13 protein-coding genes are annotated in these 16,882 nt (G+C 41.9%); 8 read left to right on the forward strand and 5 right to left on the reverse strand.

What is annotated here, in order from left to right; translation table 11 throughout:
* Positions 1-37: 37 nt before the first annotated feature.
* Positions 38-1,252 carry an outer membrane protein assembly factor BamB family protein gene (locus tag BLQ87_RS18795; protein WP_074609787.1) on the reverse strand — a complete coding sequence of 405 codons (1,215 nt, stop codon included), beginning with the start codon at positions 1,250-1,252 and terminating at the stop codon, positions 38-40.
* 193 nt (positions 1,253-1,445) lie between these two features.
* Here BLQ87_RS18795 and BLQ87_RS18800 point away from each other — a divergent pair, with 193 nt between their 5' ends.
* Together BLQ87_RS18800 and BLQ87_RS18805 are read left to right on the forward strand one after the other, a co-directional pair.
* Positions 1,446-1,859 carry a VOC family protein gene (locus tag BLQ87_RS18800; protein WP_074609789.1) on the forward strand — a complete coding sequence of 138 codons (414 nt, stop codon included), beginning with the start codon at positions 1,446-1,448 and terminating at the stop codon, positions 1,857-1,859.
* 23 nt (positions 1,860-1,882) lie between these two features.
* Complete coding sequence (locus tag BLQ87_RS18805; protein ID WP_074609791.1) at positions 1,883-2,461, forward strand: YdeI/OmpD-associated family protein; 579 nt, start codon at positions 1,883-1,885, stop codon at positions 2,459-2,461.
* A 30-nt stretch (positions 2,462-2,491) separates the two neighbouring features.
* Here BLQ87_RS18805 and BLQ87_RS18810 read toward each other — a convergent pair whose 3' ends face one another.
* The 3 genes from BLQ87_RS18810 to BLQ87_RS18820 form a co-directional block, all read right to left on the reverse strand.
* On the reverse strand, positions 2,492-3,727 hold the full coding sequence (locus tag BLQ87_RS18810) for a Ca2+-dependent phosphoinositide-specific phospholipase C (protein WP_074609794.1): 1,236 nt from the start codon (positions 3,725-3,727) through the stop codon (positions 2,492-2,494).
* Between the two features lie 9 nt (positions 3,728-3,736).
* On the reverse strand, positions 3,737-6,550 hold the full coding sequence (locus BLQ87_RS18815) for a TonB-dependent receptor (protein WP_074609796.1): 2,814 nt from the start codon (positions 6,548-6,550) through the stop codon (positions 3,737-3,739).
* A gap of 157 nt (positions 6,551-6,707) precedes the next feature.
* The gene (locus BLQ87_RS18820) at positions 6,708-7,781 is read right to left on the reverse strand and encodes a helix-turn-helix domain-containing protein (RefSeq protein ID WP_074609799.1); all 1,074 of its coding nucleotides are present in this window, start codon (positions 7,779-7,781) and stop codon (positions 6,708-6,710) included.
* 146 nt (positions 7,782-7,927) lie between these two features.
* Here BLQ87_RS18820 and BLQ87_RS18825 point away from each other — a divergent pair, with 146 nt between their 5' ends.
* Together BLQ87_RS18825 and BLQ87_RS18830 are read left to right on the forward strand one after the other, a co-directional pair.
* Complete coding sequence (locus tag BLQ87_RS18825; protein ID WP_074609801.1) at positions 7,928-9,805, forward strand: sensor histidine kinase; 1,878 nt, start codon at positions 7,928-7,930, stop codon at positions 9,803-9,805.
* Between the two features lie 117 nt (positions 9,806-9,922).
* Complete coding sequence (locus BLQ87_RS18830; protein WP_172664868.1) at positions 9,923-11,764, forward strand: sensor histidine kinase; 1,842 nt, start codon at positions 9,923-9,925, stop codon at positions 11,762-11,764.
* 40 nt (positions 11,765-11,804) lie between these two features.
* On the opposite strand, the gene BLQ87_RS18835 is transcribed toward BLQ87_RS18830, so the two are convergent.
* The gene (locus BLQ87_RS18835; protein WP_074609806.1) at positions 11,805-12,287 is read right to left on the reverse strand and encodes a hypothetical protein; all 483 of its coding nucleotides are present in this window, start codon (positions 12,285-12,287) and stop codon (positions 11,805-11,807) included.
* Between the two features lie 244 nt (positions 12,288-12,531).
* Here BLQ87_RS18835 and BLQ87_RS18840 point away from each other — a divergent pair, with 244 nt between their 5' ends.
* The 4 genes from BLQ87_RS18840 (at position 12,532) to BLQ87_RS18860 (ending at position 16,810) form a co-directional block, all read left to right on the forward strand.
* Entirely contained in the window at positions 12,532-13,665 is a 1,134-nt protein-coding gene (locus BLQ87_RS18840) for an MFS transporter (protein ID WP_074609809.1), read from the forward strand.
* A gap of 461 nt (positions 13,666-14,126) precedes the next feature.
* The gene (locus tag BLQ87_RS18850; RefSeq protein ID WP_074609811.1) at positions 14,127-15,362 is read left to right on the forward strand and encodes an MFS transporter; all 1,236 of its coding nucleotides are present in this window, start codon (positions 14,127-14,129) and stop codon (positions 15,360-15,362) included.
* An 84-nt stretch (positions 15,363-15,446) separates the two neighbouring features.
* Positions 15,447-16,268 (forward strand): helix-turn-helix domain-containing protein, encoded by an 822-nt coding sequence (locus BLQ87_RS18855; protein ID WP_074609814.1) that lies wholly within the window; start codon positions 15,447-15,449, stop codon positions 16,266-16,268.
* Positions 16,269-16,333: 65 nt separating this feature from the next.
* Positions 16,334-16,810, forward strand: coding sequence for a VOC family protein (locus BLQ87_RS18860; protein ID WP_216857801.1), 477 nt, complete (start codon positions 16,334-16,336; stop codon positions 16,808-16,810).
* Positions 16,811-16,882 lie beyond the last annotated feature (72 nt).

Raw genomic sequence — 16,882 nt, forward strand, 5'->3', positions numbered from 1 at the left:
TCGAAACATTATTGACCGATCCGCAAGGCCATTAAGTTTATTTCTCTAAAGCATAGAAGAAGCCATTGGAATCTCCAAAATAAAGCATTCGCCCGTCTGTGAGCGGAGTCGATAATATAGACCCTAAAGCCAGGATCTTTTTCTCTACCTCGATATAGTCGTTGCCATACAGCGAAATATCTTTCCTGAAATGGTCTGTCGCATCATAGATACTGGCATACCTGCTTTTACTCTCCTCCGTTTGAAAAGTGGAATTGACTTTTCCTGTTTCCGGATCAACAAAATAAACTTTGCCATTGAAGCAACCAAATACCAGCTCATTGCCCACCATGATGGCAGCTCCATAGACACGCATGTTGAGCGGTAAGGTCCATTTTATCGTTCCGGATCTCGCGTTCATGGCATAAAAGCGATGGGTATCGGAAGTTCCGAAATAGACATTGCCCTTATAGAAAAGAGGGCTGGCAATGATCCAGCTTCCGATTTCCTTCCTGTTCCACTTACCGGTCCCTGTTTTTAAGTCCAGCGCATAAATGTTGTAATCCCGGCTTCCGAAAAAGACGGTACTGTCCTGTACGATTGCCGCCTTTTGTACCTCTCCTTTTGGAAAGGACTGATCGCCTACTGTTTTAAATTTCCATTTCAGACTGCCTGATTTTGAATCCAGGGCATAAAAGAAACCATCATAACTCCCTACTAAGACCGTTTTATCTTTGATTACGGGATCTGCATGGACACTGCCACCGGTTTTATAAGCCCATTGCTTTTTTCCGGAATTCAGCTCCAGGGCATAAATACTACTGTCGCCGCTACCTATATAAACAAATTGATCATCCACCAGGGGAGAGGAAAGGTAATAGTCCCAGGTATCGTACTTTTTCTCTCCATTGGTTTTGAATTTCCAGATCAGCTGGCCGCTGTTTTTATCGAGCGCATAAACAGCGCCATCCCCACTTGAAAAGATAACCCGCTGTTCATTGATCACCGGCGAAGAATGCACCTCTCCGCTGGTCTTAAATTTCCATTTCATTTTTCCGGAGTGTTTATCTAAGGCATATAAATGCTGGTCGCCACTGCCAAAATAAACCATGTTGCCATTGCTGACCGGGGAGGAGTGGATGGCGGCACCGGTAGGGAATTTCCAGGCCATTTTAGCTTGGGTTTGGGCAATCGTGCTTAATGTGCCACAGCAGGTACAGATCAGGAGAAGCAGGAATACTGAGGTATGGAAAGGAGCGTTTTTTCTTTTCATAAATGGCTGTTTACCAATAAATATATTTGAAGATACATAAATATTTTATTAGGCATATTATTCCTTATTTTTAAGAAAGTTCCATTGGGAAGTATCAGCAATTGTAAAAAAAATAACCCTTGACATAGGGCTGTCAAAAGCCCGGTTTACCTTTATCAAAAGAAATTAAATTTCAAATAAAAAGACATAAAAAATGGGCAATTCACAAACACTAAGAGGACTATCTACAATTTGTTATTACGCAATCGATCATGAGGCTGCAAAGAAATGGTATAGCGATTTTCTGGGCCTGCCTCCATATTTTGAACGTCCTGGATATGCGGAATTCAGGATCGGGGATTATCAGCATGAACTGGGATTGATTGACGGCCGTTATGCACCTGCAGGATGGACCCCGGGCGCCCCGGCTGCGATCACTTACTGGCATGTAGACGAAATCGGGGAAAGCCTCGAAAAACTGATCTCTTTGGGAGCGAAATTGCATGAACCGGTTACTGAACGTGGCCCTGGTTTTGTGACTGCCTCGGTCATTGATCCTTTCGGAAATACGCTGGGCATCATGTACAATGTGCATTACCTGGAGGTGCTGAAAGCGAAACAAGGATAAGTTACCTAAATAGATGGAAAGCTATGGAAACGAACAATGGAATACCTGCCTTTTACGCCAGTACAAATGAAGAATGGCGCAACTGGCTGGAAGAAAACGGGGCCAGGGAGAAGGCCGTTTGCCTGATTCTTTATCATAAGAAAAGCAAAACCCCTTGTATTGATTACAAAGAGTCCATTGAACATGCCTTGTGTTTCGGATGGATCGACAGCAAGGCAAATAAACGGGACGAAGAAAGCAGCTATCTGCAGTTTACCCCGAGAAAATCAAAGAGCAACTGGAGTAATGTAAACAAGGAACGGGTCGCGAGAATGACCGCGCAGGGCTTAATGAGGCCAGGCGGACAGGCCATGATCGATCTTGCTAAAGCCAATGGCAGCTGGGATATGCTTGCGGATGCGCAGAACACCATCATTCCCTGGGACCTGCAAAAAATGTTCGACAAGAATATCCAGGCATTCGAGAATTTCCAGCGTTTTTCTCCTTCTTCCAGGCGGATGATTCTGGAATGGATCACTAAGGCAAAGAAAGAAGAAACAAGGGAAAAGAGAATCGTACAGACCGTAGAACTTGCCACCAGAAATATAAAAGCGAATCATTAGCGCAGCGTACCTGCGCTAATGATGGCTGGTTTACTTGTTCCTTTTCGGAGCGTTAACTTTCGGAGCGTTAACGGGATTCAACCTTGCTACACCTCCTCCGGGAAGTTTTACCACATAACCCGTCCCATAACCATTTCCTTTTTTATAGAAATCGGTAGAGATGACTTGTGCCCCGGAATCAAATGCGGCTTTAGCCCTGGTATAGTCGTTTACTTTTGCTTCATAAGTTTCAATGTCACTACGGGTACGTACCATGTAACCCATGTTTACATATTTTTTGATGTCTTCCTGTCTTACAATCGCATTGTCTAACAGGAAGAAGGCGGCATAATCATCATTGGGTGTCGACTGCATAAACATGATCCTATCCTTTAAACCGGGATGATTTTTAAGATATGGAGACTGCGCGTCATTTCCTCCTCCGGCAGAAGGAAGCAATAGAAAGATAAATTTTCCTCTTGATTTGTTGACTTCAGGCCAGTTTTTTGCCAGTACAGCCTCCTTTAGCGTTTGATAATTTCCCCTCACTTCATCAGGAGTGATCAGTTTATCTTTTCCCAGAACACTTAATATCTCCGCATCAAGGGCATTAAAAGCAGTTTCATCAAATTTTAATACCGTTGTTGGATGAGGGAATACCGGAATTCCACTGTCCTTTGCTTCCAGCTGGATAAAGATGGGAATGTGATTTGGGTTTTCATCTGACCATGTTTTTAATGCGGTTAATGCATCCTTAAGCGTTGGGTAATGGGTTCTGAAATCAAAATCAGCAATGTGTAATACTTTAAATCCAGGTTTGTCGAGGCCTTCTTTTTTATAAGGGGCAAGGTTTAGCAGCCCTTTCTCTTTGAAATAGCGATAAGCGGCAGGATCGTTAAACCGGTTTCCCGTTGGATCATAATAGACATCAATCTCCAGGTTTCTCAATCCTGCATTGAGCTGGTCAGGAAATGGAGGATGGTCATATTTCAGGCCTTCTGCCATAGACATCCCATTGGGATGGTATTCTTTAAATTCCTCCAGCTTTGCTTTAGGCATGGAAGACATATAGGCACCCATCATCCTGCTGATTAAAGAATCGCCATAGGCAAGTACCGTAGGGTCCACCGGCCGGGCATAACTGTTATGGGTTCCCAGTACCTGGATTTCATTTATCTTCAGGTTTTTAGGGATGTTGGAGAATTCCATTTTCTGTTGGCCTTTGGCAACTGCAATAAAGGTTAGGGAGATCAGGAATGGACGAAGTACGATTTGATTGAAGTTCATGAGGGTTGATTAATAAAAGTTGACAGATACACCTGCCTGGCCACGGAAAGAAAAATAAGACACGTTCTCTACTCTTTTGGAGTTTCCATGGTAAAAGCGGTTGGGTTCGTTGGTAATGTTATTGAGTTCCAGAAACATTCTGATTTTCTTGCTAAAGGCATAAGAGGATGAAAAGTCTACCGTAAAATTTTTATCAAACCATTGGTAATGCTCCGGACCGGCAGAGGTTCTGATGGTATTCAGGTATTTTCCTTTGTAGTTTCCTGCAATCCTTGCCATGAATTTGTTGCTTTCGAAAAAGAGGATCAGGTTGTAATTGTGCTTCGCCTGTTTAGGTAAAGTGGTTTCTGTTACGCTTGTAGTCAGTCCGTTTGTGAAATTCGGGATCTTCACTCCAGAATTGACATAGGTATAGTTTCCTTCGAAGCCAAACTTGCTCAGGAAACCAGGGAGTTCCGTGAAACGTTTACTGATGCCCATTTCAAAGCCGGCAAGCCAGCTGTTTTTCAGGTTACCGGGATTGGATTTGATATAAGGCTGGTTATTGAGTTGCACCAGGCTTTGGTCATCATAAATCACATTTTTCAATTGTTTGTAAAAAGCTCCCGCAGATACCAGTCCGACATCGCCGAAATAATGTTCAAACATGACGTCAACGTTGTTCGAGAAGGTAGGTTTTAATTTGGTATTCCCTTCGGTAATGGTTCTGGCAACTTCATTGATGACGATCCCGGGGTTGAGGTCGTCAAAATCAGGCCTGGCAAAAGATCTGGTCAGTGCTGCCCGTAATATGGTATTTTTTGAGGGCGCATATTTCAGGTGAAACATAGGGAGGAAAGCATGGTAACTGTTTTTTTCTGTCAGGTCTACGGCTTCTGCACCTTTACTGGTGTTGACTACCTTTTTACCTGAAAAACTAATTTCGTTATACTCATTTCTGAAACCTCCGATGATCCGGACCTCATCAGATAACTTCAAATCACCCATTAGATAAGCGGAATAGACATTCTCTTGCCCCAGATAGGAGGTGCTGAGGTTGGCGCTGGAGTTCGGTCCCTGCACCTGAACCAGGCCTTTGTCTTTTCTGAAATCTTCAGTAAATAAAGCGTCAATCTGTTGATTGCTGATTTGATTGATGATCACATCGTTATAAGGGCTGCCAATTTCTGAGAGAAAACCTCCATTATAAGGGAATTTTTCGGTCGCCAGGCCATTCATGTAGATAGGCGGAGCATTGGGGATTCCCAGGGCTGAAGGGGGCATCCAGACTAAGGTTTTACTATTGGCTTCTTTTCTTTTGTTCACAAACTTCAGCCCTGATTTGAAGGAAAGCCGATCACTTGTCTGGTAGTTGAAATCTGCCTGTCCGCGGTAATCTCTCTCCTGATTGTTGTTTTGACTCATGATCACCTGATTGAGCTTTAGCTGATCCGGGGAAATGGCCGACTGTACATAGGGTAAGGTCCCAAGGTATTTATTTCCATCAGCAGATAAATTGCCATAGGTCATGGGCTGGACAAAATTAACGATTGGGTATCCTCTGTCTTTCTTTGCCAGCTGATCAGGTGAGTCAAACTTAAAGGAGGAACGGGCATTGTTCAAGGACCAGGTTGCGGTTAATTTTTTACTGATTTTAGATTCCCCGCCTACTTGCAGGGAATACAGGTCTGTCAGGTAATCTGCATGCCTGGCCTGCAATTGTACATTCTTCAGGTTAAAGTTGAAATAGGTCTCCCGAACGGATTGCTGATCTAAATATTGACTATATAAGCCTTTGAAATAGATTTTATGATTGGGATTGATCTCATAGTCAAAACCGGTATTGAAGCCTAACGTTCTTCTGTCGGCCACATAGTCCCTCAGTTGTAACTGATTAATGGCATATGATTTTTCGGGTACAGGATCATTGAAATTATAAGTCATCTGGTAATTGTCAAGTGCCGAGGACCTGTTCCAGATTACCCCTGAAGCAATAAACCTCAGCTTATCGGTAATCTTGTCGCCATACACGACTGAAGTGTTGTAAGTGGAGGATTGGGACTGGTCGACGTAGCCCCCGGCAAGGTTTACCGACAGGGTTTTGCGGTAAGGGGATGTTTTGGTAATGAAATCTACATTGCCACCAATTGCATCTCCATCCATATCGGGCGTAAGGGCTTTTGATAATTTTACATATTCGATCAGTTCAGATGGGAAGATGTCCATCTGTACGCCTCTGTTTGCATAGTCTCCACTCGCACTGGGCATTCGGTTTCCATTTAGAGTAGCCGAACTCCATTGGATAGGGGTTCCACGGACGGAGACAAAACGGCCTTCCCCCATATCCCGTTCAATCGTCACTCCCTGTAGTCGTTGAACAGCCTCTGCGGCATTTCTATCGGGCAGTTTTCCAATCGCATCTGATGCTAAAACTTCGGAGATGGTTAAAGAAGATTTTTTGATGTTCAGTGCCCTCGCTTGCGAAGGTTTGTAGGCGCTGCTGATGGCGACCTCATTCAATACATTTTTTTGACTTTCCTGAAGGATGATATTGCCCAGGTCGAGGTGCTGCGATTTGATAAGCGATACTTCCAGTTCTTTAGTCAGGTATCCCATATAAGAGATCAACAGGACGCCAGTACCTTCGCTCAGGCCAGAAAGCTGGAAGGCCCCGTCGTAAGCAGAGGTCGTCCCATTGTTTTTTCCTTTAATTTTAATGGATGCTCCGGGTAAAGGACCCCGGGTATCCATGATCTTACCACTGACTTGGGTTTGGCTAAACAACTCAAGCGTACTGAAAAGAAGGCATAAAAGTATGCCTGATCTGATGACTCCAAATTTCATTTTGTTTGTTCTGTTAAAATTTTGAACAAATCTATCCGGAGTCTGTATTCGGGATGTTCGTTTGGGTTGAAACGGACAATTTAGCTGGTGTTGTTTTTGTAACTAATTGTTTTTCAGTTGATTTTGTGGTGTTAAGAAATTGTGAAGGAAATAGATGCTAAATGTTAACCAGTGTTGAAGTATCAGTGGCCTGGCTAATCTGATACTTGTAGTCTGTCGGATTCAGGCCCATTTGTTTCTTGAAATACTTATAAAAGGTCGTTCTGGATTTGAAGCCACATTGGTAAAATACTTCCGATATATTCTGTGAATGGTCTGCATTGATAATCCGGACAAACTCTTCTACTCTGCATTTATTAATCAGGTCATAAAAGTTTGTCCCAAGGCTTTCGGTAATCGACTGACTTAAATGATGCCTGGAAACCTGAAGTTGTCTGGCGACTTCTTCAAGGGTGACCTCTTCATTAAGATAGGGCTTGTAAACTTTAAGTGTCTGCAACAGATTTTCGGCAATCTCTTTGAGCGTATTTTCCGAAAGGCTGGAGGTTTTGTATTTTATCGTTTCTGCTTTGTCTTCTTGTTTCTCTATCACCGTTGATTTTAATTTCATGATAATGATGATGGCAAACTGAACGAGGAATAAATAAGTATAAATCGTTCTCAAAAGATCTTTATTTAATCCTGCTTTATAAGAGATGTAATAACTGATAATAGAGATGATGAGATAAACCGTTAATATTTTCAGGTACTTCAGTTCTGTACTTAATGGTTGTCTGGCCTTACTGATGTGGTAATAAGTAAGGAGGACATAGCTGAGCCAGTAAAAGGGATAATAATGAAATATCTGCTGATAAATTTCCATGAGCAGATTGGTATGACTTGCCCTGCTGAATACCATAGGGAGAATGATCATATTCCATAAAAACACGAGGAAAAAAGGAAACAAGTGGAGAAAGATTGTTTTTCCGGATACATTTTTTCCGAGGCAGTTCAGGCAAAATAAGAGCAATAAGGGACCTTTTAGAAAACGGAAACTGCTGGGGATACTTTCTATATAGGAGGTTTCCCTGTTAAATAAGTGGTAGATAAACAGTTCGAACAGAAAATCTGCGGTTACTACGATCAGATACAGGTAGAGGAAATTGTATTTTCTGTCGTTATTTTTATTATGGTATAACAGAAAAATAGAGATTAAAGCCTGAATAATGATGGTAATATAGATCCCTGTCATGATTAACTATCGTTCCTTTTATGGGAAACAAAGATAGAACCGGAAAAAGAAGAACGGGAAGCAGGAGGATTATGTTTTTGTTAATTCTGTTTTTTTACCAAATGAATGCAATTAATAGTATTTTCACATGATCCATCCAATTGTTTATGCTCAAACGTGTCGTGCTATTTTTTCTGTTCACGGTGATTTTCCTCCTGAATCCGGGCAAGGGATTTTCTCAGATTGCGGAACTCAGCAAGCTGGAGTCAGGTCTTCCCCTGATCAAAGACAGCATCAGCTATGTGAATGCCTTGAACCGTATTGCGATGCTGTCTCACCTTCGATATCGGGATTCATGCCTTTATTATGCGCGGAAAGCGAAGCAAATATCCCTCAGGCTAAATTATAGAAAGGGGATTGCTGATGCGAAGAACTGCGAAGCCATCTATTATGTGTCACTTAATAACTACCTGTCTGCGAAATATTTTAATGATGCACTGCAAATCTACAGATCGATAGATGATCAGGAGAATGTTTGTCAGGTGCTGATGAATATCGGTGTTTTAATCTCCATGAATAAAGATGACGGGAGATCTCTTGAATACCTTCACCAGGCTTTTGAAAAGAGTAAATCATTGAAAAATGATTCCATCCGGTCTATTGTCATTAGTAATTTGCTTGACTTGGATACCACGCTTACACCCGAACGTTATCATTCATTGTCTGAAGAAGGGATGCAGATTGCTAAAAAATATAAAGACGACCGTATGATTCTTTACTACGACGTTAGCACCGGACAACGGCTTTACCAGCAGGGCGAAAAGGAAAAAGGAAAGGCCATTCTCTTGCGGTCATTGCATAAAGCGGATAGTTTGGGCTTAGAGAATGTGAAAGTTTGGATTTATGCTCCGTTAAGCGATATGATGATGGATGAGGGCAAACATGATCTGGGGATGGACTATCTTAAACGAGGGCTGGAGGAATCCGGAAAATTTGGTTATGCAGATTTCTATCTCATTTTTGCAGAGAAATTATACCAGCATTACAAGCAGCACAATGAGCCTGAGAAAGCCTATTATTATATTTCTCTTTTGCTGTCAAAGCAGAATAGCATTGCAGAGGCAGCAGATAAATCCGGATACAACTACCTGAATTATGCCCTGCGTGAAAATGAAAATGAAGAACTGAAAGGTAAAGTCGGTTCAAGAAGAAAAACAATTGCATTATTGGGCAGTTTATTTGTCGTCAGTGTGGCATTGTTATTCTTTGTATACCGCTCCTTGATGAGTAAAAGACAGCATGTAAAGGTTCAGCAAAAACTACACGATGTGACGTTGCAGCAAAATGCGGCATTACAAAAGACGAATCACTTCAATACGATGCTGATTTCAGTGATTGCACATGACGTCCGGCAACCATTCAGCACGATTGTGATGCTGGCTAATGTATTTAATGATGATGTGGATCTATTGTCTGAAGAAGAGAAACTGGGGATCATGAAAGAGCTTTCGGAGACTTCCCAGAAGAGTCTCTCTTTTATGGATGGGTTGTTGGAATGGATCAAATCCAAGAAAACAGGCTTTGAGTATCAGCCGGAAGAACTACAGCTTAATGGGCTGATTATTGAAGCGAATACTTTTTTTAGGATTGCTCAGGAGAAGAAAAATATAAAGCTGACCGTGAATATACCGGAGCAGACCAGGGTTCTTACGCACAAACAGATGTTGCTTTTTATCCTCCGGAATATCCTGAATAATGCGACTAAGTTTTCTCCTTTGGGTGGAACGATTACGATTGATTCCAGCATAGAAAACGGAAATATCGTCATCTCGATCCGGGATCAGGGTGCAGGAATGAGCCAGAAACAGATCGATCAGCTTTTTACTGCGGGATCAGGAGATCTGGAGCAGAATGAAAATAATGGAGCCGGACTTGCCTTGAGTATTTCTTATGAAATGGCTATGATTATGAATGCCAGGATTTCCCTGGACAGTGAATTGGAAAAGGGGACAATATTTTACATTTCATTGAAAAATGTGAAATAAGTAGGGACAGACGATAAATCGACTGAAAGGTTATTAATTACGCTTAAATAATGGTATTTTAACGTTATCCATTTAGTTGTTTTTATGCTCAAACGCCCTGTCTTGATTTTCCTGTTAATGACAGCACTTCTCCTGGACGCGGGCCGGGGATTTGCCCAAATCGTCGAACTCAGCGGGCTTCAGTCAGCTCTTCCCAGGATCAAAGACAGCATCAAATATGTCAATACATTGAATCGCATTGCCATGCTTTCTCAACTTCGATACCGGGATTCCTGTTTTTATTATGCAGGGAAAGCCAGGGAAATCTCTGTTAGGCTCAACTATAGAAAGGGGATTGCTGATGCGAGAAACTGTGAAGCGATCTGTTATTTCTCGCTCAATGATTACCTGTCTGCGAAGTATTTTAATGAGGCGCTTCAAATTTATGAATCGATAGATGACCAGGAAAATGTTTGTCAGGTTCTCATGAATATGAGCATATTATTGTCTGATAGTGGTGATGACCGAAGATCTATTGGGTACATGCGCCGGACTTTTGAAATGAGCAAGTCATTGAAAAATGATTCGATCCGGTCGCTGGTGATTCATAACCTTCTGGTGATTGATACCACTATAAAACCTGTACGTTTTGATTCTTTGTTCCGGGAAGGTTTCAGGATTGCCAAAAAATATAAGGACGACCGAATGATCCTTGCTTATGAAGACAATTTAGCGGAAAGATTGTATCATAAAGGAGAAAAGGAGCAGGCAATAAAGATATTATTGGATTCCTGGGCCAGAGCAGATAGCCTCGGCTTCGAAAGCGAGAAGGTATCTATTGATTGGATCTTGAGTAATGTAATGGCAAAGCAGGGAAAGGGGTTAAAGGAAGTCGATCATTTACGGAGAGGATTGGATGCCTCAGAAAAGTATGGTTATACAGAATTTTATATGGTTTTTGCAGAAAGGTTATATGGCTTTTACAAACGTACCGGTCAACCTGAAAAAGCTTATCATTATGTTGCTCTTTTACTCTCCAAAAAAGATAAGCTTGCCAAAGCAGCAGATCAGTCAGGGTACAATTACCTCAACTATGCGCTTCGTGAAAATGAAAATGAAGAGCTCAGGAATAAGGCAGGATGGAGAACGAAAACTATTGTATTGTTAAGCTGCCTGTTTGCATTGAGTATCGCGCTGTTGTTCTTTGTATCCCGCTCGTTGAGGATAAAAAAGGAATATGTTAAGGTCCAGCAAAAACTGCATGAAACTACCCTGGGACAAAATACCGAATTACAGCGGACCAATCACTTCAATACGATGTTGATTTCAGTCATTGCACATGATGTAAGACAACCCTTCAGCACGATTGTGATGTTGGCCAGTGTGTTTAATCATGATGTTAATCTGCTGTCGGAAGAGGAGAAACTGGGGATCATGAAAGAGCTTGCGGAAACTTCTAAAAAGAGTCTTTCTTTTATGGATGGCTTGTTGGAATGGATCAAGTCTAAGAAAACAGGTTTTGAGTATCAGCCGGAAGAATTATCTATCAATGAACTGATTATTGAAGCAAATACTTTTTTTAAGATTGCTCAGGAGAAGAAAAATATCAAGCTAACCGGGAACATACCTGAGCAAACAACTGTTCTTGGGCATAAACAGATGTTGCTTTTTATCCTCCGGAATATCCTGAATAATGCGACCAAATTTTCTCCTGTGAATGGATTGATTGCTATTGATTCGGGTATAGATCATGGAAATATGGTCATATCGATCAGGGACCAGGGAGCAGGAATGAGTCAGAGACAGATTGATCAGCTTTTTAGTGCCGGATCAGGAGATCTGGATCATCATGAAAATAGTGGCGCCGGACTTGCATTGAGCATATCTTATGAAATGGCAACGATTATGAAGGCAAATATCTCTGTGGCGAGCGGGTTGGGAAAGGGAACGGTATTTTACCTTTCGTTGAAAAACAGCTGATATCCGATACCTGGGATAAAAAGATAATCCAGGGTTTGTATTATTTCCTCCTGCTTTCATGATCTGTAAAGAGAAAATAGAACATGGCTTTTACCGGTTGGGTCATGAGTCTGGTGCCGTTAACCCATGCAGAAAGACTGCTTTTTTCTATCCCTGTATCTGCCACGATATCTTCAATCTGGATATGGTATTTTTCCATTCTTTCCTGTATCCATTTCGCGTCTACCACATCGACTAAAACTGGTGTGTAAATCAATGGCTGGACAGCAATGACCGGTTTTCCGGGCAATACACCAAACAGGCTTCTCGTCAGCTCGATCAGCTTGACTTCGTCTGCATAATTTCCGGAAAGGTGTTTGTCTTGTTTGGTTCTGATCATTAATCCATTGGCATCTGAGGAAATTACCTGGAAAGAGATATTGGAATGCCGTAAATATAACCTCGCCCCGGCTTCCAGTTTGGCTAAATCGGCAGAATCCACCCTTCCGGCAAGCTTCTCCATATGTTTAATCGTATTTGTCATGATCTATTTCTTAAAGCGGAGCGCTGCCTCTTCATTGTGGGGAAGGTGGACAGGTTGAAAATACGAAATGTTTTAGGCAATTGATACTAAAAGAATATCGGTTTTCTGATTTTCAGCTTGTTAGTTGCTGTTTTTTGCAGCTGTCTTCATTAAGTTGCATAATATTGCATATGATTTGTGTTTTTATTGCATATATTTGCAGTCAATAAGCCTGATTGTTATTGATCAGCTCCAAAATATTTCAATGAAACAACATTCTTCAAAGGTGATACGTATAGCAGTAGCTGCTATGTTTTTTATGACTGGCTTATGCTTTTCAAGCTGGGCATCGCGTATTGCGACGATACAACAAAAGCTTTCGCTATCGGATGCAGAATTGGGTGGTGTATTGTTTGCTTTGCCCGTTGGTTTAATGTTGTCCTTGCCCTTGTCTGGCTGGGCAGTAACCAAAATTGGAAGTCGCCGGCTTCTTGCAGCGGCTTTGATCACTTACGGTCTTATGCTGATTACACTTGGAGCAGCTACTGAAGTTTACCAACTCGTGATTGGTCTGGTTCTTTTTGGATTGGCGAGCAATGCAACCAATATCTCCGTGAACACGCAGGCCGTCGCTACGGAAGCACTGTATCGGAAACCTATTATGGCTTCCTTTCATGGACTGTGGAGCATGGCGGGCTTTATTGGTGCAGGGATCGGGACTTTAATGATCGGTCAGAACATCAGTCCGATGCCGCATTTTATGATCATCGCTGCCATTACGATACTCTCTGTTATATTTTGCTGGTCTTACCTTCACAATGATAAGAACCCCGTAAAAACAGGTTCTGCTTTTGCGATTCCTGATAAATCGCTGCTGACATTGGGATTAATCGCCTTCTGTTCCATGGTTTGCGAGGGCGCAATGTTTGATTGGAGTGTCATTTATTTTAAGAAGATCGTGCTTGCTGAAAAGGCCTGGATGGCTGCCGGATATACGGCCTTCATGTGTACTATGGCGATGGGACGTTTTGTTGCAGATCGCTTTGCAGCCCGTTTTGGATTGAAAAGAACCTTACAGGTTAGTGGGATACTGACTACGATCGGTTTGATGATCGCTGTGGTTTTTCCAACACTGGCGACTGCAATTATCGGATTTATGCTCGTTGGTGCAGGGGTGTCTTCTGTGGTGCCCATGGTATATAGTGCTGCAGGGAAATCAAGTACAATGTCGCCGGGAGCTGCTATTGCCGCAGTATCTACGATCAGTTTTGTCGGCTTCCTGATCGGTCCACCTGTAATTGGTTTCCTTGCAGGGGCGTTCAGTTTAAAAGTTTCTTTTATGTTTATCGCATTGATGGGTTCCTGCGTGGTGATCTTGTCTAGCAGAGCAAAGCTCTGATAGTTGACATAAGGCTCTTCAAATTTGCCATCTGCATATAAACCGATCAAACCATAACCGGGAGCAGTTTCTCTTTTGTTGCCTTTCCAACAGGCGCTACTCACGGACCCGTTGCTGATATAGGTGACCTCGTTATAGCTGACTTTATCTCTGAGGTGAATGTGTCCGCTCAGGAAAAAGCCCCGAATCAGGGCTTTTGTGGAATGATTAGAATTCAGTTCCAAGGCCCGGTATAGCGTTAGGAGTTGGCTGGAAATGCCAATCTTTGGTCTGACTCTTTTTGAATTGGATTGTTTGAATTGTGTAATTTTATAAAACACTTAAAAAGCTGCTATGAGTTGTTTTGAGTAATCTTCGTGTTTTTATGTCGGTTGCGGGCTTGTGTTTTCATTGATTTTCGTAAGTATATGTTTGAATATCATAATTTGGGCTCCTTATAAATTATTAATTTTGTGGCGTCTATGATTACGATTACATCCAAAACAAAAGAAATAAAAGAAAGCCATCAGGGCATTGCTACGCTTTTGGCTTTCGCATTGCTGCCTTTATCCGGCTTTGCTACCGATATTTATATTCCATCTTTACCTACAATGGCAGGGGAGATGCAGGTCAGCAGTATCCAGGTCCAGCTTACCCTGAGCATTTTTCTAATCAGCTACGGAATTTCCCAGTTATTTATAGGGAGTGTGCTGGATAGCTTTGGACGGTATAAAGTGTGCCTGGTTTCTCTACTGATTTTTGCCGGTGCCAGTATGGTGATTGCAGTGACGCATAACATTTACCTTATTTATGTCATGCGTGTGATCCACGGACTTACCGTAGGTGCCATTGTGGTGGCCAAACGTGCTTATTTTGTCGACTTGTTTACGGGAGATAAACTGAAGCATTATTTGAGCTTATTTTCGATCATATGGTCTACAGGGCCTATTGTGGCTCCTTTTGTTGGCGGATATCTGCAAACGGTCTTTGGCTGGGAGTCTAACTTTTATTTCTTAGCAGGATTTGCATTGGTATTTGCCATTTTGGAATTGATCTATAGCGGGGAAACGCTGGTTCATTTTACCGAATTCCGTTTCCGTAAAATTGTAGACATCTATGTCAATATGATCAAAACCGCCAGTTTTACACTTGGCATTGTGATGTTAGGTTTAGCCTATTGTATGGTGATGGTGTATAACATGACGGGACCTTTTATCATTGAACATCATTTAGAGCTTTCGCCCGTTATTGCAGGATATAGTTCGCTGGTTCTTGGCTTTGCCTGGATGGTAGGCGGATTTATTGGAAAGGCAACGATCAATAAACCCTTTTTCAGAAGGTTGGTGGTAAATGTGACAATGCAACTCGTGTTTGTTGCTTTAATGATCTTCAGTCTGCAATTTATCACCAATTTATATTCGCTGATCTTTTTTGCTTTCATCATTCATGTTGGCGCAGGATATACGTTCAATAACTACTTTACTTTCTGTTTAGGTAAATTCCCTAAAAATGCAGGTATTGCAGGCGGACTTACCGGAGGAATCACTTACGTAATTGTTTCTTTTTTAAGTTATGGCATTGTAAATGTCGTTCCTGCTAAAGATGAAAGAAACCTGAGTTACAGCTACCTGATCCTCATCTTGTTGTCGATCATAGTGATGTTTCTGATCTTTAGAATGAATAAAAAAGATAGTGTGCAGATTTCGGAAACGGTTTAATAGCAGGTTGAGCAACGTTTTAAGGAATTGAAAGTTCTGCCTGAGCAAAAGAAAACCTTATCTTAGTATAGGTTATTCCATTCTATGGCTTTAAGGAATGTTCATAAAATCAGGGACTTGTTTCGGCCGGTTCAGCCTGCAGCCGGCGTTGGATCGGGGCCTGTTGGTTATGGCGAGTTTTTGCCGGATCCCGGGCTTCAGGATTTAATTTACTGTTACTGGCAATTGAAATCTGAACAGCATTTGGCAGATCCCTACCCTTATCGGGTAGTGGCGGATGGATGTATTGATATTTTCTTTGAACTGGATAACCCAACAGAGAATTACCTGATGGGCCTGAGCAGTTGTTATACCGAATTCCAGCTGAACAACAGTTTTAATTACATCGGTATCCGGTTTCTTCCGACAAAATTCACCCAGCTTTATGGAATCAGTGCTGCTGAACTTACAGATCTCTGTGAACCTATGGAACAGATCCTCCCTGAAACTTCCTCATTTATCAGGAATAATTTTTCTGTGGGAATGGGAACAGCGAAGATTGTTAAATTGCTGGATCACTATTTTTTGAATCTTTTACAACATGCCATACTAAAAAATGATAGCCGGATTGCGCATGCAATGGAGATCATACTGCAAAGTGCAGGAGTCTTGAATGTGGAAAAGGATTTGGATGTAGGACTAAGCCCGAGGCAACTGAGCCGGCTTTTTGAATATTATACCGGAGATACGGTGAAAACTTTTAGTAAAATTGTCCGTTTCCAGAATTATATCCGAAGGCAATCGGCATCCGGAGTGTCCGGGCAGGATCAGCATTACCTCGCTGCCGGATATTACGATCAGGCACATTTTATCAGAGAATTTAAAAAGCTTTATGGAACTACTCCTTCTAAAGCATTTTCTGTTTAAGTTGTCTGTTTTTTACAATTTTTGTTTTGATCAGGGGACTAGATTTGTGGTCAATATTCACAATTATGAAAAGATCAGCCATGCTGCTTGCCATAATCCTGTTTTGCTGCTTTCAGCCAGGATTGTCTATTGCACAACAACTAAAATCACAACAGAAAATGAAACTAAACGCAGGAATTATTACCAGTAAACTGGCCGAAACAAAAGCATTTTACACCAGCATCCTGGGATTTGGGATTAGCTTTGAAAATGATTTTTACCTCCTTCTTCACACGCCGGGAAAACAGGCAGAGTTGAGCTTTTTACTTCCGGGACACGCTTCTCAGCAACCTTTATTCCAGCCTTCTTTTCAAGGGCAGGGGATGTACCTTACCATTGAAGTGGAAGATGTAGACCTGGTCTATCAGGAACTGAAAAAGAAAAATGTGGATATAAAGATCGATATCCGAAATGAGCCCTGGGGCGACCGTCATTTTGCCATTACAGATCCGAATGGAATAGCCATCGATATCCTGAAATATACCAATCCTGAAAAACCCTGATCTTTTCAGTATTTGAAATTTCTGCGCTGCATTCGAATCCAAAACCTATCTTGTATCTGAAATGCTGAAGCA

The organism is Pedobacter steynii, assembly GCF_900103665.1.
Lineage (GTDB): Bacteria > Bacteroidota > Bacteroidia > Sphingobacteriales > Sphingobacteriaceae > Pedobacter > Pedobacter steynii.

Bases quoted from the DNA above. Each gene is read 5' to 3' on its own strand.
- BLQ87_RS18795 (WP_074609787.1), bottom strand. From the start codon at position 1,252: ATGAAAAGAAAAAACGCTCCTTTCCATACCTCAGTATTCCTGCTTCTC.
- BLQ87_RS18800 (WP_074609789.1), top strand. From the start codon at position 1,446: ATGGGCAATTCACAAACACTAAGAGGACTATCTACAATTTGTTATTAC.
- BLQ87_RS18805 (WP_074609791.1), top strand. From the start codon at position 1,883: ATGGAAACGAACAATGGAATACCTGCCTTTTACGCCAGTACAAATGAA.
- BLQ87_RS18810 (WP_074609794.1), bottom strand. From the start codon at position 3,727: ATGAACTTCAATCAAATCGTACTTCGTCCATTCCTGATCTCCCTAACC.
- BLQ87_RS18815 (WP_074609796.1), bottom strand. From the start codon at position 6,550: ATGAAATTTGGAGTCATCAGATCAGGCATACTTTTATGCCTTCTTTTC.
- BLQ87_RS18820 (WP_074609799.1), bottom strand. From the start codon at position 7,781: ATGACAGGGATCTATATTACCATCATTATTCAGGCTTTAATCTCTATT.
- BLQ87_RS18825 (WP_074609801.1), top strand. From the start codon at position 7,928: ATGCTCAAACGTGTCGTGCTATTTTTTCTGTTCACGGTGATTTTCCTC.
- BLQ87_RS18830 (WP_172664868.1), top strand. From the start codon at position 9,923: ATGACAGCACTTCTCCTGGACGCGGGCCGGGGATTTGCCCAAATCGTC.
- BLQ87_RS18835 (WP_074609806.1), bottom strand. From the start codon at position 12,287: ATGACAAATACGATTAAACATATGGAGAAGCTTGCCGGAAGGGTGGAT.
- BLQ87_RS18840 (WP_074609809.1), top strand. From the start codon at position 12,532: ATGAAACAACATTCTTCAAAGGTGATACGTATAGCAGTAGCTGCTATG.
- BLQ87_RS18850 (WP_074609811.1), top strand. From the start codon at position 14,127: ATGATTACGATTACATCCAAAACAAAAGAAATAAAAGAAAGCCATCAG.
- BLQ87_RS18855 (WP_074609814.1), top strand. From the start codon at position 15,447: ATGGCTTTAAGGAATGTTCATAAAATCAGGGACTTGTTTCGGCCGGTT.
- BLQ87_RS18860 (WP_216857801.1), top strand. From the start codon at position 16,334: ATGAAAAGATCAGCCATGCTGCTTGCCATAATCCTGTTTTGCTGCTTT.